Source organism: Micromonospora sp. RTBAU3-60 (assembly GCF_054963695.1).
In genome coordinates, this window is record NZ_JBUEGB010000023.1 from 39,978 (window position 1) to 59,683 (window position 19,706).

The 19,706-nt window shown below is 73.7% G+C and carries 20 protein-coding genes; 10 read left to right on the forward strand and 10 right to left on the reverse strand.

All coding sequences use genetic code 11. The annotated features are described in order from the left end of the window. Positions 1-15: 15 nt before the first annotated feature. On the forward strand, positions 16-912 hold the full coding sequence (locus ACY34I_RS22255) for a LysR family transcriptional regulator (RefSeq protein ID WP_462757005.1): 897 nt from the start codon (positions 16-18) through the stop codon (positions 910-912). Positions 913-952: 40 nt separating this feature from the next. Here the strand turns inward: ACY34I_RS22255 and qcrB are convergent, their stop codons facing one another. From qcrB to coxB, 9 genes are read right to left on the reverse strand one after another with little or no spacing between them, the layout of a single operon-like run. Then, on the reverse strand, positions 953-2,719 hold the full coding sequence (gene qcrB, locus ACY34I_RS22260; protein WP_462757006.1) for a cytochrome bc1 complex cytochrome b subunit: 1,767 nt from the start codon (positions 2,717-2,719) through the stop codon (positions 953-955). Continuing rightward, positions 2,716-3,579 (reverse strand): QcrA and Rieske domain-containing protein, encoded by an 864-nt coding sequence (locus ACY34I_RS22265; RefSeq protein ID WP_462757007.1) that lies wholly within the window; start codon positions 3,577-3,579, stop codon positions 2,716-2,718. Before ACY34I_RS22265 ends, qcrB begins: the two co-directional genes overlap by 4 nt. Further along, positions 3,576-4,355 (reverse strand): cytochrome bc1 complex diheme cytochrome c subunit, encoded by a 780-nt coding sequence (gene qcrC, locus ACY34I_RS22270; protein ID WP_462757008.1) that lies wholly within the window; start codon positions 4,353-4,355, stop codon positions 3,576-3,578. The genes ACY34I_RS22265 and qcrC overlap by 4 nt, the downstream gene beginning before the upstream one ends. Before the next feature lie 3 nt (positions 4,356-4,358). Further along, the gene (locus ACY34I_RS22275) at positions 4,359-4,745 is read right to left on the reverse strand and encodes a c-type cytochrome (protein ID WP_462757009.1); all 387 of its coding nucleotides are present in this window, start codon (positions 4,743-4,745) and stop codon (positions 4,359-4,361) included. Beyond that, on the reverse strand, positions 4,742-5,656 hold the full coding sequence (locus ACY34I_RS22280; RefSeq protein WP_462757010.1) for a cytochrome c oxidase assembly protein: 915 nt from the start codon (positions 5,654-5,656) through the stop codon (positions 4,742-4,744). Before ACY34I_RS22280 ends, ACY34I_RS22275 begins: the two co-directional genes overlap by 4 nt. Next, positions 5,644-6,045 carry a hypothetical protein gene (locus ACY34I_RS22285; RefSeq protein ID WP_462757011.1) on the reverse strand — a complete coding sequence of 134 codons (402 nt, stop codon included), beginning with the start codon at positions 6,043-6,045 and terminating at the stop codon, positions 5,644-5,646. Before ACY34I_RS22285 ends, ACY34I_RS22280 begins: the two co-directional genes overlap by 13 nt. After that, positions 6,045-6,674, reverse strand: coding sequence for a cytochrome c oxidase subunit 3 (locus tag ACY34I_RS22290; RefSeq protein WP_187413857.1), 630 nt, complete (start codon positions 6,672-6,674; stop codon positions 6,045-6,047). The genes ACY34I_RS22285 and ACY34I_RS22290 overlap by 1 nt, the downstream gene beginning before the upstream one ends. Beyond that, the gene (ctaD, locus tag ACY34I_RS22295) at positions 6,671-8,596 is read right to left on the reverse strand and encodes a cytochrome c oxidase subunit I (protein WP_462757012.1); all 1,926 of its coding nucleotides are present in this window, start codon (positions 8,594-8,596) and stop codon (positions 6,671-6,673) included. Before ctaD ends, ACY34I_RS22290 begins: the two co-directional genes overlap by 4 nt. A gap of 8 nt (positions 8,597-8,604) precedes the next feature. Continuing rightward, a complete protein-coding gene (gene coxB, locus ACY34I_RS22300; protein WP_462757013.1) occupies positions 8,605-9,630 on the reverse strand; it encodes a cytochrome c oxidase subunit II in 1,026 nt (341 codons plus the stop codon). A 135-nt stretch (positions 9,631-9,765) separates the two neighbouring features. On the opposite strand from coxB, the gene ccsA reads away from it, so the two are divergent. Genes ccsA through ACY34I_RS22325 form a run of 5 tightly spaced genes read left to right on the forward strand, consistent with a single transcriptional unit; the run spans position 9,766 to position 14,359 of the window. Continuing rightward, on the forward strand, positions 9,766-10,524 hold the full coding sequence (ccsA, locus tag ACY34I_RS22305; protein WP_462757014.1) for a cytochrome c biogenesis protein CcsA: 759 nt from the start codon (positions 9,766-9,768) through the stop codon (positions 10,522-10,524). Further along, positions 10,524-10,931 (forward strand): cytochrome c maturation protein CcmE, encoded by a 408-nt coding sequence (locus tag ACY34I_RS22310; protein WP_462757015.1) that lies wholly within the window; start codon positions 10,524-10,526, stop codon positions 10,929-10,931. The genes ccsA and ACY34I_RS22310 overlap by 1 nt, the downstream gene beginning before the upstream one ends. Next, positions 10,921-12,900 carry a heme lyase CcmF/NrfE family subunit gene (locus ACY34I_RS22315; RefSeq protein ID WP_462757016.1) on the forward strand — a complete coding sequence of 660 codons (1,980 nt, stop codon included), beginning with the start codon at positions 10,921-10,923 and terminating at the stop codon, positions 12,898-12,900. The genes ACY34I_RS22310 and ACY34I_RS22315 overlap by 11 nt, the downstream gene beginning before the upstream one ends. Continuing rightward, entirely contained in the window at positions 12,897-13,460 is a 564-nt protein-coding gene (locus ACY34I_RS22320) for a TlpA family protein disulfide reductase (RefSeq protein WP_462757017.1), read from the forward strand. Before ACY34I_RS22315 ends, ACY34I_RS22320 begins: the two co-directional genes overlap by 4 nt. Continuing rightward, the gene (locus ACY34I_RS22325; protein ID WP_462757018.1) at positions 13,457-14,359 is read left to right on the forward strand and encodes a cytochrome c-type biogenesis protein CcmH; all 903 of its coding nucleotides are present in this window, start codon (positions 13,457-13,459) and stop codon (positions 14,357-14,359) included. The genes ACY34I_RS22320 and ACY34I_RS22325 overlap by 4 nt, the downstream gene beginning before the upstream one ends. Before the next feature lie 44 nt (positions 14,360-14,403). Here the strand turns inward: ACY34I_RS22325 and glpK are convergent, their stop codons facing one another. Next, positions 14,404-15,921, reverse strand: coding sequence for a glycerol kinase GlpK (gene glpK / locus ACY34I_RS22330; protein WP_462757019.1), 1,518 nt, complete (start codon positions 15,919-15,921; stop codon positions 14,404-14,406). 325 nt (positions 15,922-16,246) lie between these two features. On the opposite strand from glpK, the gene ACY34I_RS22335 reads away from it, so the two are divergent. The 4 genes from ACY34I_RS22335 to ACY34I_RS22350 all read left to right on the forward strand — a co-directional run bounded on the left by ACY34I_RS22335 (position 16,247) and on the right by ACY34I_RS22350 (position 19,553). Continuing rightward, positions 16,247-17,533, forward strand: a complete 1,287-nt coding sequence (locus ACY34I_RS22335) for an erythromycin esterase family protein (RefSeq protein ID WP_462757020.1) — start codon at positions 16,247-16,249, stop codon at positions 17,531-17,533. 97 nt (positions 17,534-17,630) lie between these two features. After that, positions 17,631-17,789: a hypothetical protein gene (locus ACY34I_RS22340; RefSeq protein WP_462757021.1), complete on the forward strand. Its 159-nt coding sequence runs from the start codon at positions 17,631-17,633 to the stop codon at positions 17,787-17,789. Positions 17,790-17,867: 78 nt separating this feature from the next. Beyond that, a complete protein-coding gene (locus tag ACY34I_RS22345; RefSeq protein WP_462757022.1) occupies positions 17,868-18,758 on the forward strand; it encodes an alpha/beta fold hydrolase in 891 nt (296 codons plus the stop codon). A 9-nt stretch (positions 18,759-18,767) separates the two neighbouring features. After that, entirely contained in the window at positions 18,768-19,553 is a 786-nt protein-coding gene (locus tag ACY34I_RS22350) for a polysaccharide deacetylase family protein (protein WP_462757023.1), read from the forward strand. Positions 19,554-19,706: the final 153 nt, after the last annotated feature.

Below are 19,706 nucleotides of genomic sequence, written 5' to 3' on the forward strand. Positions count from 1 at the left end.
GTTAAGCTGTGCTACATGCTCGACGTACGTCGCCTCCAGGTCCTCCGCGCGGTCGTGATGAGCGGCTCGGTCACCGCCGCCGCGACCCACCTCGGGTACACGCCGTCGGCGGTCAGCCAGCAGATCGCCGCGCTGGAGCGGCAGGCCGGTGTCCGGCTGCTGGAGCGGATCGGCCGCGGCGTACGCCCCACCGCGGCGGGCCGGCTGCTCACCGAGCACGCCGGCATCATCGGCCGGAGCATCGCCGAGGCGGAGACGGCCCTGGCCGAACTCCGGGCCGGCCGCACCGGGCTGCTGACCGTGCGCTACTTCGCCACCGCCGGCGCCGCCCTGATCCCGCCCGCGCTGGCCCGTTTCCGCCAGCACCATCCGGACGTACGGGTCGAGCTGAAGCTGACCGACCCCGACGACCCGCTGCCGGAGGTGGCACAGGGCCAGGCCGACCTGGCCATCCTCGTCCGCGCCGGCGCGCCGGTCCGCGACGGCGTGCGCCTCGTCCACCTGCTCGACGATCCGTACCTGGCCGTCCTGCCCCGCGATCACCGCCTCGCCGCGAAGGAGGCGGTCGACCTGGCCGATCTCGCCGGAAAGGCCTGGGTCAGCAGCGAGCCGGCCGGGCCGTGCCGCGAGGTGGTCCTGGCCGCCTGCGCGGCCGCCGGTTTCCATCCGCGCACCACGGTGGAGTGCGACGACTACCCCACGGCGCAGGGTTTCGTCGCCGCCGGGCTCGGCGTCAGTGTGATCCCGCGGACCGCCCTCGACAGCCACCACCCCGACGTGGCCGTACGGGAGATCCGGAACCCGCAGCCGGTCCGGCGGATCCACGCGGCGGTCCGGGAGACCTCGCTGGAGCAACCGGCGCTGCGCGGCCTGCTCACCGCGCTGCGCGACGCTGCCCGCGCGCGCGGCTGACCGCGCCGGCAGACCCAGCCGCCGCCACCGACCCGCCGTTTCAGGTCGGGTCGCCGCCGCCCGAGGTGGCGTCGGTCTGCTCGGCCGGCGGGCGTTCGTCGTCACCGTCCCGCCGCCGGCGGCGTTCCCGCCTGCGCCCGAGCAGCGCCGCGACGAGCAGCGACCCGGCGGCGGCCGCGCGTCCCCAGCGGCGCAGGGCCACCCGGAGCGCCCGGGCCGGCGGCGGGGGCGGGCCCGGCACCACGACCCGGTCCACGCCCGGGTAGGCCAGCCGGGCGGTCTCGACCGCCTCCTGCTCTGAGGTGACGGCCCGGTTGTTGGTGAGGGCCAACTGTCGGGCCTCGTTCCGGTAGCGCCAGCGCCACAACTCGCCCTGCGGCCACATCTCGATCCGCTCCCCTGGGCGGTGGCGGACGGGGACCTCGGGTTCGTCCTCGCCGGCCGGGCGCCGCGGCGCGGGGCGGGTCGCCCGGCGCAGGTCGGCCCGGGTGAGTTCCCCGAGGGAGGCGGCCTTGCCCCGGCGCAGCGCCCGCGCGATGAGGAACGCGAGCACACCGGTCACGATCGGCAGGACCAGCACCAGGACCCGGAACAGCGCCAGCAGGTCGTAGACCGGCACCCGGAGCAGCCGGGCGAGGATGTCGTCGCCCGCGGCCACCACGAGGACCACGTAGAAGGTCAGCGCGCCCACGCCGATGCCGAGCCGGACCGGATGGTTCCGGGGCCGGTCGAGCAGCTGATGCGGGTGGCGATCGCGGGTGCACCATCGTTCGACGAACGGCCACAGGTAGAGGGCGACGAAGCTCAGCCCGCCGAGCACGACGCCGGGGAAGAACGGGGCCGGCACCAGGTACCCGCCGATGCGGAACTCCCACGGCGGGAACAGGCGCAGCGCCCCGTCGCCCCAGGCGACATACCAGTCCGGCTGCGCCGGCGAGCTGGACTCGGCCGGCGCGAAGGGACCGTACAGCCAGACCGGGTTGATCTGGACCAGCCCGCCGAGGGCGAACAACACCGCCAGCACCCAGGCGAAGAGGGCGAGCGTGCGCAGGGTATAACCCGGCCAGAAGCGGGAGCCGACCACATTGTGCTCGGTCCGCCCCGGGCCCGGGAACTGGCTGTGCTTCTGCCGCACCAGGATGCCCAGATGCAGCGAGACGAGGGCGACGAGGATCGCCGGTACGAGCAGCACGTGGGTGATGAACATCCGCGGGATCATCTCGTCGGAGGGGAACTCGCCGCCGAGGGCCAGCGCGGCCAGCCAGGTCCCCACCAGAGGGATGGACTCGACCACCGAGGTGATGATCCGCAGACCCAGCCCGGACAGGAGGTCGTCGGGCATGGAGTAGCCGGTGAAGCCGTTGGCCAGGGCGAGGGCCAGCATGGTCACGCCGATCAGCCAGTTGAGTTCACGCGGCTTCCGGAACGCCCCGGTGAAGAAGATCCGGGACAGGTGCAGCACGATCGCCGCGACGAAGGCCAGGGCCGCCCAGTGGTGGGTCTGCCGGATCAGCAGTCCGGCCCGGACATCCCAGCTCAGCCGCACCGTCGAGGCGTAGGCGGCGGAGGTGGTGGTGGCGCCGTCCAGCGGGGCGTAGGAGCCGTGGTAGACCCGATCGGCGGAGCTGGCGTCGAAGAAGAAGGTGAGATAGACGCCGGTAAGGATCAGCGCGATGAACGAGTAGAGCGCGATCTCCCCGAGCATGAACGACCAGTGATCGGGGAAGATCTTCGCCAGCGCCCGGCGGGTGATCGGGGAGAGCCGGAGCCGGTCGTCCAGCGCGCGGGCCAGCGGACCCATGATCATGGTCGGCTCCAGAATCCGGCGCCGGGCGGCGCGGTGAAGTCGCCGGTGGCCCGCAGGAAGCCGTCCGGGCCGACCTCGATCGGCAGCCCCGGCAGGGGCCGTGCCGCGGGGCCGGCGATCGGCCGGGCGCCGGCCAGCAGGTCGAACGAGGACTGGTGGCAGGGGCAGAGCACGCGGCCGGCGCCCTTGAGATAGAGCCGCACCGGGCAGCCGGCGTGGGTACAGAGCAGCGACCAGACGACCAGGCCGCCCAGGTGCCCGCCGGCGGGTTGACGGATGAAGCGCTCCGGGTTGAGTCGGACCGCGAACGCGGGTGCGTCCCCGACGTCGATGCTGCCCTCGGGGAAGACCGCGACCAGCGTGTCGGCGGGCACGTCGTCCGGCCGCAACGGTCGTCCCTGGTCGTCGACCAGCCGGACACCCGGCCCCCACGGGGTGTCCTTCAGCGACCGCGTCGGGCGTTGCCGGTCCCAGGGGAGCAGGGAGCGCAGCGGGAACAGCGCGGCGACGCCGAGGGCGGCCAGCGCGAAGCCGAGCGCCGCGAGCAGCCCCCACCGGCGCGTCGGGCTCTCCGGCGCGCGGAACACCGCCGCGGTCATTGCCTGCTCGGCGGGGGGCGGGACGAAGCCCTCATGCTCCTCGACGTAGCCGCCGACCGGCACCAACCGGCGGGACCAGACCGCGAGCCCCACCGCCAGGCCGGCGAAGGCGACCGCCAGGCACACCCCTTCCCACTGGGTACCGCCATTCAGCCCGTACGTGACCGCGAAGCCGACCGCCCCGGCGGCGCTCACCAGGAACGCGACGGCGATCCGGCGGCTCGCGGCCCGCTCGCTCTTCGACGGAGTCCGGCCGCTCACTCCCCCGCCCTCCGGCCCAGCCATCGCACAGCGCCCACCAGCAGGGCGAGCACCACCACCCAGCCGACCAGCCCCTCGGCCAGCGGTCCCAGCCGGCCGAGCGGGTTGCCGCCCCGGTCCAGTCGCTCGGAGCGCAGCCGCTGCACGTAGCTGGTCAGGTCGTTCACCTGCCGGTCGGTGAGCACCTGGCTGGGGAAGGCCGGCATCAGCCCGGGCCCGACCCGGACCGCCTCGGCCACCTGGGTGGCCGTGGACTCGTACAGCGGCGGAGCGATCCAGCCGTTGGTGAGGACCGCACCTGAGCCGCCCGCCCCGTGGCAGGGCGCGCAGTTGGCGGCGAAGAGTGCGCGGCCCGAGACCATGTCGCCGGGCGCGACCCGGGGGATCTGCGGGCCACCGCCGCCGAAGCTGGACACGTGGCCGACCAGCGCCGAGATGTCGTCGGCGGAGAAGACCGGTGCCCGGCGGGTGGCCTGCGGCACCTCCTCGGAGAGCGGCATCCGCCCGGTGGAGAGCTGGAAGTCCACCGAGGCCGGTCCGACGCCGATCAGGGATGGCCCCCGCTGCGACCCCTGTCCCTGCGGCCCGTGGCAGCTCGCGCACTGCTCCAGGTAGAGCTGGGTGCCCCGGTCGGCGGCGGGGGTGGTGGCGGTCGGGGTCGGGGTGGGTGCGGGCGCGAGTGCCACCGGCCCCGCGGCCAGCGCCAGGACGGACCCGACCGCGAGGGCCCGGCGGGGGTGCGGGGTGGGCAGCGTCACCGCTCGTGGTCGCCGCATCGGTCAGTCCAGGGTGTAGAGGTACGCGGCGATGTCCTGCGCGTCGATTGCGCTGACGCCCAGCCTCGGCATGGCGGTGCCCGGTTCGACGGCCTGCGGGTCGGTGATCCACCGTTGCAGGTTGTCGGCGTTGTTGGGCAGCTCGCCGGCGATGTAGGAACGGGCGCCGAAGCGGGTCAGCGGCGGGCCGACCAGCCCACCGGCCTGGTCGATGCCGGGAATGGTGTGGCACGAGCCGCAGCCGTACTGGGCGATGAGCTTCGCACCCCGGTCGGGCCGGCCGGCGCGGGACTCGGGCGGCGGTGGGGGCGGCGCCGAGGCGCAGCCGGTCACGGTGACGACCGGCAGCGCCGCCAGCACGGCGCCCAGCATCCAGCGACGACGGCTCATCGCACCATCCCTTCCGTTGCGGCACCGGTCGCCGCCGGCTTCGGGTCCCGGCCCGGTCGGTCGGCAACCAGGTGGTCGGGCCGGTCCCGGTCCAGCCGTAGTAGCCAGGCGAGGAAGACCGCCAGCGTCGCCACCAGCACCGCCACGTCCATCGGCGCCCACATCAGCAGCCCGGCGAGCTGCTGGTCGGCGACCGGGTCGGGGCCGAGGACGCGGGTGGGATAGACCGGCTCGGGGGCGAAGGTGAGGACCGCGCCGAGGGCGGACGCGGGCAGCATGGTGCCGACCAGCAGCAGCAGCGACACCGGAGCGGGCGCCCGGTGGCGCGCCGGGCCGAGCACCGGCGCCCACAGCAGCCAGGCCGCCGCCACCAGGCTCACGTGCTCGGCGGCGTGCAGGACCGGGCGGTCCACCGCGGCGACGTACGGGCCTGGCAGGTGCCAGAACCACAGGACGAGGGTCTGCGCCGCGGCGGCCAGCAGGGCGTACCCGGCAGGGCGGCGCAGCCGGCGTACCGGGGCCGCGGCCCGCCAGCGGGCCAGCATCCGGCGCAGCGGCCGGGGCGCGGCCACGGTCAGCGGCAGCCCGGCCGCGCCCGCCGCGAGCAGCGGGCCGGCCACCAGCAGGAGCAGCATGTGCTGGGCCATGTGGCCGGCGAAGGAGGCCTCCGCCAGCCGGTGCACCGGCCCCTGGTCGGCCGCCAGCACCACCAGCAGCCCGCCGCCGAACGCGGCCACCCGCCAGCCCGGCACGATCCGGCCGGGGCCGCGGCGCGCCCACAGCTCCTGCACGCCCCGGCCGTAGCAGGCGGCGAGCAGGCAGAGCACGACGACGACCAGCATGGTCAGCAGGCCGTCGGCCACGTCGCCCGGGCCGGGCCCGTGGGCCCGGTAGCCGCTCAGCCCTGACATGGCGGGAACACCAGCACGGCGACGCCGCCGAGCGCGATGATCGTCAGGAACAGCAGGTTCGCCCACACACCCACCACGGCGAGCATCCGGGACCGCTCGAGGGCCCGGTCGTGGGCGCCGGCCGCCCGCGCCTGCCCGGTACGCCTCAGCACCAGGGTGGCGACCAGCAACGATCCCAGGGTGGCCACGCCCGGGACGAACACGGCCACGCTGAGGGCCTGCCAGAGCGGTACGCCGGCGATGCGCTCGGACTTGGCGGCGCAGGCGAGTTCGTCCAGGCTCCAGGCGGCGATCAGGTGCACCGCCCAGGCGGCCGCGCCGCCGAGCACGCCGTACCAGAGCAGCAGCCCGCCGGTCAGGCGGGCGTGTGGGCCGGGTCGCGCGGTCATCACAGCCGCGGGGAGAGGTAGATGGTGAACAGAATGGCGACCCACACCGTGTCGACGAAGTGCCAGTAGATCGCGGCGTTGCGGACCCGTTCGTGGCGGTGGGACCCGAAGCTGCCGCCGCGCAGGGAGGCGGCCAGCAGCCACCCGATCATCGCCAACCCGACGCTCACGTGCAGCCCGTGGAACCCGGTGATCACGTAGAACAGCGACCCGTAGACGTTGGTGGTCATGGTGAAGTGCGTCAGGTCCTCGCGGTACTCGATGACCAGCAGGGCCATGAAGGACAGCCCCATCACCAGGGTCGCGGCGAGACCGGCGCGCAGGCGCCAGCGCTGGCCCCGCCGGATGCCGTGTTCCGCCCAGACCACAGGCAGGCTGCTGGGCACCAGCACCCCGGTCATCACCAGCGGGATGAGCAGCTTCGGCTTGTCGATGCCGTCGGGCGGCCAGACGGGGCCGTGCTGGAAGCGGAGGTAGAAGTAGCTGCCGAGCAGGCAGGCGAAGAGGGTGGCCTCGGTGGCCACGAACATCACCATGCCCCACCAGCCGGTCGGCCGGCCGACCGGCTCCTCCGTGGTCAGCGCCTCGACACCGGTGGCTGCGGCCACCACCCCGCCCCGGTCCGTCATGACGCGATCCCGATTTCCTCGTCTGGCCGTCGGGGCGGCCAGAGCCATGCCGCGATCGTCGCCGCCACCGCCAGCACGGCGGCCACCGCGACCGGGTACGCGCCCAGCAGCAGGGCGGTGAAGAAGACCAGCAGCACGCCGGCGAGCACGAGCGGCTTGAACGACGGCTCCGGCATCTGCGCCGCGCGCTCGGGGCGCGCGTCCAGCTCACTGGTGAAGAGGGTGCGCTTGCCCTCGCTGAGGATGCGGTCCTTGGTCGCGCCCGTGGTGGTCGACTCCGCGGTCCGCTCGTCCCAGGTGGGGTGCAGGCTGTGCACCCGGGGGATGACCGGGAAGTTGTACGCCTCGGGTGGTGAGGCGGCCGACCATTCCAGGCTGTCGCCCTCCCACGGGTCCGGCCCGGCCGGCCGGCCCCGCCGGATCGCGTGCACCACGCCGATGAGCACCAGCAGCAGCCCGAGCGCCAGCACGTACGACCCGATGCTGCTGATCAGGTTCCCCACGTCCCAGCCCAGGTCGCTGCGGTAGGTGTAGACGCGCCGGGGCATGCCGAACAGGCCGTAGAGGTGCATGGGGAAGAAGGTGACGTGCATGCCGGTGAAGACCAGCCAGAACGCCCACCGCCCGAGCCCCTCGTGGTACATCCGGCCGGTGATCTTGGGCAGCCAGAAGTAGATGCCGGCGAGTATCGGGAAGAGCGCCCCGCCGAGCAGCACGTAGTGGAAGTGGGCCACCACGAAGTACGAGTCGGTGACCTGTTGGTCGAAGGCGGTCAGCGCGAACATCGCGCCGGTGAAGCCGCCGAGCACGAAGGTCACGATGAACCCGATGACGAACAGCAGCGGGGCCCGCAGCACCAGCCGGCCGAGCATCATGGTGGCCAGCCAGGCGAAGATCTGGATTCCGGACGGGATGGTGATGATGGTGCTGGCCGCGCTGAAGAAGCTGTACGACAGCTGGGGCAGCCCGGTGGCGAACATGTGGTGTACCCAGACCCCGAACGAGACGATGGAGATCGCGACGATCGCCAGCACGATCAGCGGGTAGCCGACGACGCCGCGGCGGGTGAACGCGGGGAGCACGGCGGAGACGATGCCCAGCCCGGGCATCACGATGATGTACACGTCGGGGTGCCCGAAGATCCAGAACAGGTGCTGCCAGAGCAGCACGTTCCCGCCGCCGCCCGGATCGAAGAAGTGGGTGTCGAACCGGCGGTCGAGGAAGAGCAGCGCGTTGTCCGTGTTCAGCGCCGGCAGGGCGAAGACCACCATGAAGGCGGTGGCCACGATCGCCCAGACGAACAGCGGCACCCGGTTGAGCGACATCCCCGGCGCGCGCAGCTTGAGCGCGGTGACGATGAAGTTGATCGCGCCCGAGGTGGTGGAGATGCCGAGGAAGAGCAGGCCCAGCGCGTAGACGTCCATGTGCAGGCCGGGGTTGTGCTGATCCTGGTTGAGCGGAGCGTAGGCGAACCAGCCGTTGTTCGGCGCCGCCCCGAACGGCAGGCTCGCCCACATGAACAGCCCGGCGAAGAGGAACACCCAGTAGCCGAAGGCGTTCAACCTGGGGAACGCCATGTCCCGCGAGCCGATCATCAGCGGGACGAGGAAGTTGCCGAAGCCGAACAGCATCGGCGTGGCGAACAGGAAGATCATCGCCGTGCCGTGCATGGTGAAGAGCTGGTTGTACTCCTGCGGCGACAGCACGCCGGACTCGGGCCGGGCGAGCTGGGTGCGCATCAGCAGGGCGCTGAGCCCGGCGAGGAGGAAGAAGAACGCGGCGGTGACCAGGTAGCGCCGGCCGATCTTCTTGTGGTCCACGGTGGTGAACCAGGCGCGCAGCGAGCGGGGCTCGTCCCAGTGCTCGGCCAGCCGGGCCAGGTCGTCCCGCCCGATGCCGGGTGTGCTGGTGGTCGTGGTCATGGCGGCCCCTACTCCAGCGACCGAAGGTAGGCGATGAGGTCGGGCAGGCGGGCGGCGTCGACCGGTTGCGGAGGCATGGCGTTGCCGGGCTTGACGGTCTGCGAGTTGGCGATCCAGCCGCCGAGGTGGCCGGCGTCGTTGGGTATGGCGCCGGCGCCGATGCTCCACCGCGATCCCACGTTCGACAGGTCGGGCCCGACCCGCCCCTGCGCGCCGGTGCCCCGGATCGAGTGGCAGGCGGCACAGGTGCCCTGCACGAACGTCTGCTGGCCGCGCCGTTCGGCATCCGTCTGCGGCGCCCGGGCCGGGGCGTCGAGCCGGTCCAGGAAGGCGTCGAAGTCGGCGCGGGGCTGCGCCACCACGAGGAACGCCATGTGGGCGTGCTGGGTGCCGCAGTACTCGGCGCACTGGCCGCGGTAGCTGCCGGCCTGCCGCGCCTCCAGCCAGGTCTCGCGGGTCTCGCCGGAGATCAGGTCGGTCTTCGGCATCAGCTGCGGCACCCAGAAGCTGTGCAGCACGTCGTTGGTGCGCAGGCGTACCTTGACCCGCTCCCCCACCGGGATGTGGATCTCGTTGGCGGTGGCGCCGGATCGGCCCGCGTAGCGCACCTCCCACCACCACTGGTGGCCGATGACCTCCACGGTCAGCGCGTCCCGGCCCGGTCCGGCGCCGAGCGCGGCGAGGTCCCGCAGGCCGACGCCGTACACGGCCACGAGGATGATGAACGGCAGTCCGGCTCCGGCGATCGTCACGAAGCGCAGCGGCTGGCCGTGGCGCACCCGGGCCGCGCCCCGCCGGAACACCAGCGCCCACGCGAGCAGCGCCATGACCTCGGCGAACACCGCCACGGAGATCCAGAACAGCAGCCACCAGAGGCCGTTGACCCGGGCCGCTCCGGCCCCCTGCGGGTTCAACGCTGACGGTGACCCGCCGGAGCAGCCGGTGAGCAGCAGCAGGCCGGCCAGCAGCAGCACGGCCCGGGGTCTGCGCTGCCGCCGGATCGGGCGCGAGGTGGTCTGCGCTGTCGTCCTCATCGGCAAGGACCTTAGTCCCGGTTGACCGTCTTCATACCTTTTATTCCGAACAGACTCATATACCGCCGTAAGCGCCTTATGGTGGGCTCCATCCCCACCTTCGGTCAAGCGCCCCCGGACGCGGACAGGGAGATCATGCGAGCCTCCACGGTGGACCTCGTCGCGGACACGGCCAGAGCGGCCGCCGCACGCCGGACGATGGCCTGGATCGCCGGCGGCCTCGCCGCGGCGGCCGCCGCGGCCGGCGCCTGGCTGGCGCCCCCCGACGAACTGCAGGGCGACGCGCAACGGCTGATGTACCTGCACGTCCCCGCCGCCTGGGTGGCGTACGCCGCGTTCACGGTCGTGCTCGCGGCCAGCGGGGCGTACCTCATCGGCGGTGACCTGCGGTGGGACCGGTTCGCCCGGGCCGCGGCGGAGCTCGGCGTGGTGCTCACCGCCGCCGCCATCGCCACCGGCTCGGTCTGGGGGCACCTGGTCTGGGGCACCTGGTGGGCCTGGGATCCACGGCTGGTCAGCACGGCCCTGCTGCTGCTCGCCTACGCCGGCTACCTGGCCCTGCGCCGGGAACTGGCGGAGCGGACGGGGGCGCGCGACGGCGGCGACCGCCGGGTGGCGAAGCCCGCCGCGGTGGTCGGGGTGGCCGGGTTCCTCCTCGTGCCCGTGGTGCACTTCTCGGTCGTCTGGTGGCGCTCGCTTCATCAGCAGGCGACCATGCTGGCCCCGCACCGACCCCCGATCGACCCCCGGATGGCCACCGCGCTGCTGCTCGCGGTGGCCGCCGCCACCCTCGCCGCGTTCTGCGTGCTGCTGCACCGGGTGATCCGCCTGGAGCGGCGCCTGGCGCCCGAGCCCACCCCCGCCGCGGAACGCACGCGGGTCGGAGTCGGATGATGCGTCGCCGCGCGGGCCGGATCACCCTCCTCGCGGTGCTGCTCGTCGCCGGCGGGCTGCTGGTCACCAGCGCGCTCCGCGACACCGTCACCTACTACCGGACCCCGGGCGAGGTGCTCGACGAACCGGACCTCGCCCGGCACCGGGTCCGCCTCGGCGGCGACGTGGTGCCCGGATCGCTGCGCCAGGACGGCGACCTGGTCCTGTTCCGCCTCGCGGCCGGGGGTCGCGAGATCGCCGTCGAGCAGCGCGGCGCGCCTCCCGAGACGTTCCGGGAGGGCACGGGGGCGGTCGTCGAGGGCACCCTGTCACCGGACGGCGTGTTCCGCTCGGACCACGTGGTGGTCCGGCACGGCAACGAGTACCAGCCGTCATCCCCGCCCGTGGGTCCGGTCGATGCTCGGTGACCTCGGCACCGCCAGCCTCGCCGCCGGGCTGGCCAGTGCGACCCTGACCGCCCTGCTCTGGCTGCGGGTGGCCCTGTTCGACGCGCCCGCGCGCATCGCCCGGCTCGGCACCGCCGGCACCCTGGCCGCCGCCGCGGTGGCCTGCGCCCTGCTGGAGGCGGCGCTGCTGCGGCACGACTTCAGCGTGCGGTTCGTGGCCGAGAACGGCGGCCGGCACGTCCCGCTCTACTACACGCTGACCAGCCTCTGGTCGGCCCTGGACGGCTCGCTGCTGCTGTGGCTGCTCGTCCTCGGCGGGTACGCGGCGCTGCTGGCCCGGCGCGCGTACCCGGCCCGGTTGCACGCGTACGCGATGGTCGTCGTCAGCGTGGTCATGCTGTTCTTCTTCGCGCTGTCCAGCTTCGCCGCGAACCCGTTCCGCCCGGTGAGCCCGGTGCCGACCGACGGCCCCGGGCCGAACCCGCTGCTGCAGCAGCACCCGGCCATGGGCGTGCACCCGCCGCTGCTCTACGCCGGCTACCTCGGGCTGGTCGTACCCTTCGCGTTCGCGCTGGCGGCGCCGCTGGCCGGGCGGGACGGAGCGGGCTGGGTGCGGCTGGCCCGTCCGTGGGCGCTGGCCGCCTGGGCCGCGCTCACCGGCGGCATCGGCCTGGGCGCCTGGTGGTCGTACGCGGTGCTGGGCTGGGGCGGCTACTGGGCGTGGGACCCGGTGGAGAACGCCTCCCTGCTGCCCTGGCTGACCGCCACCGCGTTCCTGCACACCACCCTGGTACGCGGCCGGGTCGCCTGGCACAGCGCGCTCGCCTGCGCCAGCTTCCTGCTGGTGCTGCTGGGCACCTTCCTCACCCGGTCCGGGGCGGTGGCCAGCGTGCACGCCTTCACCGACTCGCCGCTGGGTCCGATGCTGCTCGGCTTCGTGCTGCTGGCCGTGGCGGTGTCGACCGTCCTGACCGGCCGCCGGGACTCCGAACCGGCCCGCGCCGGCCGGCCACCGGCGCTCTCCCGCCCCACCCTCGTGCTGGTCAACGGCGTACTCCTGGTGACCATCGCCGCGGTGGTGCTGATCGGCACGATCCTGCCGCTGCTGTCGGCCCCGTTGAACGGGACCCGCGCCTCGGTGGGACCCGGCTACTACCAGCAGACCGCGGTGCCCCTGGCGGTCGTGGTGCTGCTGATGATGGGCGTGACGCCCGCGCTGCGGGTCCGCGACCGGTCGGCGGCGCTGCGGCGGCTCGCCGTTCCCGCCGGCGCCGGCCTGGGCACGGTGGCCCTGGTCGGCCTGCTCAGCCGGCCCGGCCCGGCCGCGCTCACCGCGTTCGGCGCGGCGGCGTTCGTCCTCACCGGACTGGCCGGGGACGCGCTGCACCGGCGGACCGGCCCACGACGACGACCCGGCCGGCTCGCCGGACTGGTCGCGCACGCCGGGCTCGCCCTGGTCGCGGTGGGCGTCGCCGGATCGTCGGCGTACGGGCGGGACGACGAACGCACGCTGCGGGTCGGCGAGACCCTGCGGGTGGGCGACGTCTCGGTCCGCCTGGTCGGCGTGGACCGCACCGGCGGCAGCGGCAGCATGGCGGTACGGGCCCGGCTGGCGCTCACCGCGTCCGGCCGCGCCGGTCCGACGATCACCCCGGCGCTGCGCTACCACCCCGCCCGGGACACCGCCGTGACCGTGCCGGCGATCGGCACCGGCCCGCTGCGCGACACGTACGTCACGCTGATCGCCGTCGGCGAGGACAGCGGCAGCGCCACGGTGCGGCTCGCGGTGAACCCGCTCGTCGGTCTCCTCTGGGCCGGCGGGGCGCTCACCGCCGCCGGCGGGTTGCTCGCCGCCGCCCGCTCCGCGCGACGGCCGCGCGGCCGCGCCGACCGGCTGCCGCCGACGGCGGCCGGTACCGGAGCCGGGCGCTCGGCCAGCCGCGCCGACCGGCCCGCCCCGAAAGCGGTCGGCTCCGGAGCTGCGACGTGAGGCGCCCGACCGTGCGCCGCCCCGGCTGGCTGCGCGCCGGGCCCGCGACGGTCCTCGCGCTCACCCTCGCCGTCGGCGCCCTGGTCGCGGTCGGCCTGCGCGCGCCCGCCGCGTCGGGCCCCGGCGGCACGCCGTCCGTCGCGGGCGCTCCCGCCCCCGCGCTGTCCGGCACCACCCTGGACGGTGGCCGCTTCGCGCTCGCCGAGGCCCGGGGTCAGGTGGTGCTGGTCAACGTGTTCGCCTCCTGGTGCGGCCCGTGCCGGGACGAGCTGCCGCTGCTGGTCGACACCGAGCGCAGCTGGTCCCCGCGCGGGCTCCGGGTGGTGGGGCTGAACATCCGCGACGGCGTCGACGCGGTCCGGGCGCTGCTGGACGAGACCGGCGCGACGGGGCTGACCGTGGTGCCGGACCCGGACGGCACCCGGGCGGTCGAGTGGGGCGTGCGGGGGGTGCCGGAGACCTTCGTGGTGGACCGGGACGGCCGGCTCGTCGACCGGCGGCAGGGCGTGGTGACCCGGCAGTGGCTGGAGCAGCGGATCGCGCCGCTGCTGGCCGGATGAGGTGGCGCCGCGTCCTGGTGGCGCTCGTGCTCGTCGCGCTGGCCGCCGCGGCCGGCGCCGGACTGGCCCGGTCGGCGGGCGACCGTGGCCGGCCGGACCCGGTCCGCGCGGTGGCCGCCGAGCTGCGCTGCCCGGCCTGTCAGGGCGAGTCGGTGGCGGACTCCCGGTCACCGATCGCGGTGGCGATGCGGCAGGTGGTGGCGGACCAGCTCGCCCAGGGGCGGGACCGCGACGAGATCCGGCGCTGGTTCGTGCAGCGGTACGGGGCGGACGTGCTGACCGATCCGCCCGATCGCGGGGTCCGGCTACTGCTGTGGGGCGTACCCGCGCTGGCCCTGCTGGCCGGCGGCTACGCGGCCGTGCGGACGCTGCGCCCCCGCGCCGGCCGGGCCCGACCCGCCGCGCCCCGGACGTCGGGCGCGCGGGTTGCGCGGCGGGCGTGGCGGGTCGCGTCGGTGGGCGTGGTGGGGCTGGTGGCGTCCGTCGCGGTCGTCGCCTACCGGCTCGACCCGCCCGCGCGGCCGGCGCCGGCCGACCCGGTCGCGGTCGCCCTCCAACTCGCCCACGACCTGGAGACGCAGGACCGGTACGACGCCGCGGCGCAGATGTACCAGGAGGCGTTGCGCGAGCGACCCGATGACGCCGTCCGGCTGCGGCTCGCGTTCGCGTTGCTCCGCTCCGGCGACAGCGACGGCGCGCAACGCACCGCCCGGGAGGTGCTGGGCCGCGAGCCGGACTCCCCCGACGGCCTGCTGGTGCTGGGGCTGGCGCAGCGGACCAGCCAGCCCGTCGAGGCCGAGCGGAGCCTGCGGCGCTTCCTGGCCGTCGCGCCGGCGCACCCGGCCGCCGCGGAGATCAGGCGGCTCCTCTCTCCGGACCCGGCGCCCAACGGACGCTGAGTGGGGCGGCCGCCACCCGGTGCCGGCCGCCGGCGCTGGTGGGCTCAGTCGACCTCGACCCAGTCGAGGGTGCGCTGGACCGCCTTCTTCCACCGGGCGTAGCCGTCCTCGCGCTGCTCCGGCGACCAGGTCGGCTGCCAGCGCCTGCTCTCGTTCCAGTTCTCCCGCAGTTCGTCGATGTTCTTCCAGAACCCGACGGCGAGGCCGGCGGCGTACGCGGCGCCGAGCGCGGTGGTCTCGGCGACCACCGGGCGGCTGACCGGCACGCCGAGGATGTCGGCCTGCAGCTGCATGCACAGGTCGTTGACGGTGACCCCGCCGTCGACCTTGAGGCACTCCAGGTGCACCCCGGAGTCCTGCGCCATGGCCTCCGCCACGTCCCGGCTCTGGTAGCAGATGGACTCGAGGGTGGCGCGGGCGATGTGGGCGTCGGTGTTGTAGCGGGAGAGGCCGACGATGGCGCCGCGGGCGTCGGAGCGCCAGTACGGGGCGAACAGGCCGGAGAAGGCGGGCACGAAGTAGACGCCGCCGTTGTCCGCGACCTGGCCGGCCAGGAGCTCGCTCTGCGCCGCACTGCTGATGATCTTGAGTTGGTCGCGGAGCCACTGCACCGCCGAGCCGGTGACCGCGATGGACCCTTCGAGCGCATACACCGGCGCCTCGTCGCCGAACTGGTAGCACACGGTGGTGAGCAGCCCGGCGTTCGACCGGACGATCTCCCGGCCGGTGTTGAGCAGCATGAAGTTGCCGGTGCCGTAGGTGTTCTTCGCCTCGCCCGGGGCGAAGCAGACCTGCCCGACCGTGGCCGCCTGCTGGTCGCCGAGGTCGCCGGTGAGCGGGACCGGGCCGGTGAACGGACCGCGCCGCCCCGTGCTGCCGTACGAGCGCGGGTCCGACGAGGGCCGGATCTGCGGCAGCATGGCGCGCGGGATGTCGAAGAAGGACAGCAGCTCGTCGTCCCAGTCCAGCGTCTCCAGGTTCATCAGCATGGTGCGGCTGGCGTTGGTGGGATCGGTGACGTGCACCCCGCCCTCGACGCCGCCGGTGAGGTTCCACAGCAGCCAGGTGTCGGTGTTGCCGAAGACGGCCTCGCCCCGCTCGGCGGCCTCGCGGACCCCGTCCACGTTCTCGAGGATCCACTGGATCTTTCCGGCCGAAAAGTACGTCGCCGGCGGCAGGCCGGCCTTACGCCGAATGACGTCGCCCTTGCCCTCGCGTTCCAGCGCCGCGGCGATGCGGTCGGTCCGGGTGTCCTGCCAGACGATGGCGTTGTAGTAGGGCCGGCCGGTGCGGCGGTTCCACACCACGGTGGTCTCGCGCTGGTTGGTGATGCCGAGCGCGGCCAGGTCGGCGGCGGTCAGGCCGCGGGCGTTCATCGCGGTCTGGACGACCGTCTGGGTCCGCTCCCAGATCTCCAGCGGGTTGTGCTCGACCCAGCCGGCCCGGGGCAGGATCTGCTGGTGTTCGAGCTGGTGGCGGCCGACCTCATTGCCGCCGTGGTCGAAGATCATGAAGCGGGTGCTGGTGGTGCCCTGGTCTACCGCACCGACGAAGTCAGGCATCCGGTGTCTCCTTGTCATGGTCGCCGCGGTGGTTGCGCGTGCCGGCGGTGGTCGGACGCGGCCGCACTCCGCCTCCGCCGGAACGGTCTCGGTCTTCAGCGTGCCCGGCGGCTCCGGCCCGTCCTCGCCCGGCAGGAAGCCCCTTGACGGCAGTCAGGAGATTGTGGGCACCGCACCGCGGCAATCTCAACCAGGAACGCCCCCGGGTGTTCCGGCGGCAACAGACTGTTCCGTCCCGTTCGTCCGCCCGCAGCCACCGGTCGCCGCCCAGTGATTCGCGATGGCCGCCTCGCATGGCTGCTACCGCAACGGGTACCGCCCGCCCATGGGACGCTACGACGACGAGATCGTCGGCCTGGCGGCGCCGCTGGCCGACCCGGGAGACCTGGACGCGCTGCTGGACCGGGTGGGCGACGCCCGCGTGGTGATGCTGGGCGAGGCGAGTCACGGCACGCACGACTTCTACACCTGGCGGGGGTGGATCACCCGGCGGCTGATCGAGGAGAAGGGCTTCTCGTTCGTGGCCGTCGAGGGCGACTGGCCCGACTGTGACCGGGTGGACCGCAGCGTACGCTGCCTGCCCGACGCGCCCGCGGATCCCCGGGACGCGTTGGCCACCTTCGAGCGCTGGCCGACGTGGATGTGGGCCAACGAGGAGATCGTCGACCTCACCCGGTGGCTGCGGGTGCACAACAGCCGGGTGGACGAGCCCGCCCGCGCGGGCTTCCACGGCCTGGACGTCTACTCGTTGTGGGAGTCGCTGCGCGAGATCCTCGTCTACCTGCGCGAGCACGACCCGGAGCAGGTGCCGGCGGCGCTGGCCGCCTACCGCTGCTTCCAGCCGTACGAGGAGGACGCGCAGCAGTACGCGCTGGCCACCCGGCTGGTGCCGACCAACTGCGAGAACGAGGTCGTCGACCTGCTCGTCGGGCTGCGCGAGCGGGCCGCCACCGACGGCGCGGGCCGCTTCGGGGCCTGGCAGAACGCCGAGATCGTGGCCGGGGCCGAGCGCTACTACCGGACCATGGCACGCGGCGGCCGGGAGTCGTGGAACGTCCGCGACCGGCACATGGACGACACCCTCGACCGGCTCCTGCGGCACTACGGGCCGACGGCCAAGGGGGTCGTCTGGGCACACAACACCCACGTCGGGGACGCCCGCGCGACCGACATGACCGACGCCGGCGAGGTCAACATCGGCCAACTCGCCCGGGAGCGGTACGGCACCGACCAGGTCGTGCTGGTCGGTTTCGGCACCCACCACGGCACCGTGGTCGCGGGCGACGCCTGGGGCGCGCCGATGGAGGTGATGCCGGTGCCGCCCGGCCGCCGGCACTCGCTGGAGGAGGTCCTGCACGGCGCCGCGCCGGCGCAGGCCCTGTTCGTGTTCCCCGGCGACGAGCCACTGGACCTGCTCACCGACGAACTCGACCACCGGGCGATCGGCGTCGTCTACCACCCGGAACGGGAGAGCTTGGGCAACTACGTCCCCACCGTGCTCGGCGACCGGTACGACGCCTTCTGCTGGATCGACGAATCGCAGGCGGTCCGGCCGCTGCGGGTGCGGCCCACCACCCTCGCCGAGCCCGAGACGTACCCCTCGGGCGTCTGATCCCGGGACGGGCCGACCGTTTGGGCCCGGGGGCGGTGGGAACGCAGATGTCTCCAACCGGAGTCGCTTCAGGCTCTTGAGCACACGGGAGGCTGACATGGCCGATCGCGAGAAGCTTCACGACCTGCGCCAGCAGGCCCACAACGCTGGCATCGAAGGCAACTCCAAGATGACCGAGGGCCAGCTGCGGCAGGCGCTCAACAAGGTCGGCAAGGGCGCCAATCCGCAGGAGGCCAAGCGGCAGGCCAAGAGCTGACATCAGCTCGTTCGCGGCGGTGCCGGGCAACGCTGCCCGGCACCGCCGTGCCGTCTCGCGCCAGGCGCGGAGGTCCCGATGTTCGCTGGTTTCGAGGGATTCGACATCACCACGACCGGCACGACGATCCACGGGCGTCGCGGCGGCGCGGGGGAACCGGTCCTCCTCCTGCACGGCATCCCCGAGACCCACCTCATGTGGCGGCACGTGGCCCCGGCGCTCGCCGAGCGGTTCACGGTGGTCGCCACCGACCTGCGGGGATACGGCGCCAGCGGCAAGCCGCCGACCGGTCCGGACCACGCGCCGTACAGCATGCGGGAGATCGCCCGCGACCAGGTCGAGGTCATGGCGAAGCTGGGGTACGACCGGTTCAGCGTGGTCGGCCATGACCGGGGCGCGCGGTGCGCGTACCGGATGGCGTTGGACCATCCGCGCACCGTCACCCGGCTCGCGGTGCTCGACATCATCCCCACCGCGGACACCTACCGGAACGTCGACCGGGAGTTCACCCGCGGCTTCTGGGTATGGTCCTTCCTGTCCGCCCCGGAACCGGTCCCCGAACGGCTCATCGCCCAGGCTCCCGACGTCATCGTCAACCACATGCTCGACGCGTGGTCCGAGCGGCCGGAGGTCTTCCCGCCCGAGGTCCGCGCCGCCTACGTCGAGGCGTTCCGGCATCCCGACACGGTCCACGCCGTCTGCGAGGAGTACCGGGCGTCGATCACCCTCGACTACGCGCACGACGAGGCCGATCGGGGCAGGCGACGGATCACCTGCCCGGTCCTCGCGCTGTGGAGCGGCACCGGGTTCCTCGCCGGCCGCTACGAACCGCTGGAGGTCTGGCGGCGATGGGCGGACGACGTGCACGGCGGCCCGATGTCGGCGGGGCACTTCCTCGCCGAGGAGGCGCCGGAGGAGACGGCATGCCGCCTCCTCGATTTCCTCTCCGCCAGTCCCGCGGCGGCTTAGCATCGCAGAGTGTCACCGGACCGTCGCGGTGCGCTGCGTGCCGCCGTCGCTGCGGCCGCCGGGATTGTCGGACTGGCCGGCTGTGACCCGGCACGCCGACCGTCGGTCGCCCGGTCGGCCCCGTCGGGGACCGGCACCACGTCGCCGCCCGCCTTCCCGCCCCCGTCGATCGCAGGTGCCTCCGGTCCTCCGGCCTTACCAGGGGAGATCAGCAACGGACCACGGGAACGGCCCAAAGTGGCGCTGACCTTTCATGGCCAGGGGGAGCCCGCCCTCGCCCGCCAGTTGCTGGCCGAGCTGGAGCGGGCCAACGCGCGGGTCACCGTCTTCGCGGTCGGTACGTGGTTGGCCGACCAGCCCGCGATGGCGCGGCAAGTCCTCGACGGCGGTCATGAGTTGGGCAACCACACCGAGAACCATGCCGACATCAGCCGGCTGACCCCGGCCGAGGCGTTCGGTGAGATCAACCGGTGCGCTCAGCGGATCAAGCAGCTCACCGGCTCGATCGGCGTCTGGTTCCGCCCGTCGCAGACCCAGCACGCCAACGCCATGATCCGCGCCCAGGCCAGCCGGGTGGGCTATCCGACGTGCGTGTCGTACGACGTGGACTCGCTCGACTCCACCGACCCCGGCCCACCGCTGGTGGTACGGACGACGATGAGCCAGGTCCGGCCGGGTTCGATCGTCAGCCTGCACTTCGGCCATCGGGACACGCTGGCCGCCATCGGGCCGATCCTCGACGGGCTGCGCCAACGGGGTCTGCACGCCGTGTCGATGAAGGAATTGCTGGCCTGATCCTCGTCGTCCGATGGCGCCGCCAGTCTCCTGGGCGACGGCGGTGGCCGCCGGCCACCTCTGGTTCCAGCGCCGGCCCGGGGCGCCGGCGCGGGCAGCCGGGGTGCAGCGCCAACTCGTGACGGCGTAGGGAATCACCCGATTACCCGGCGT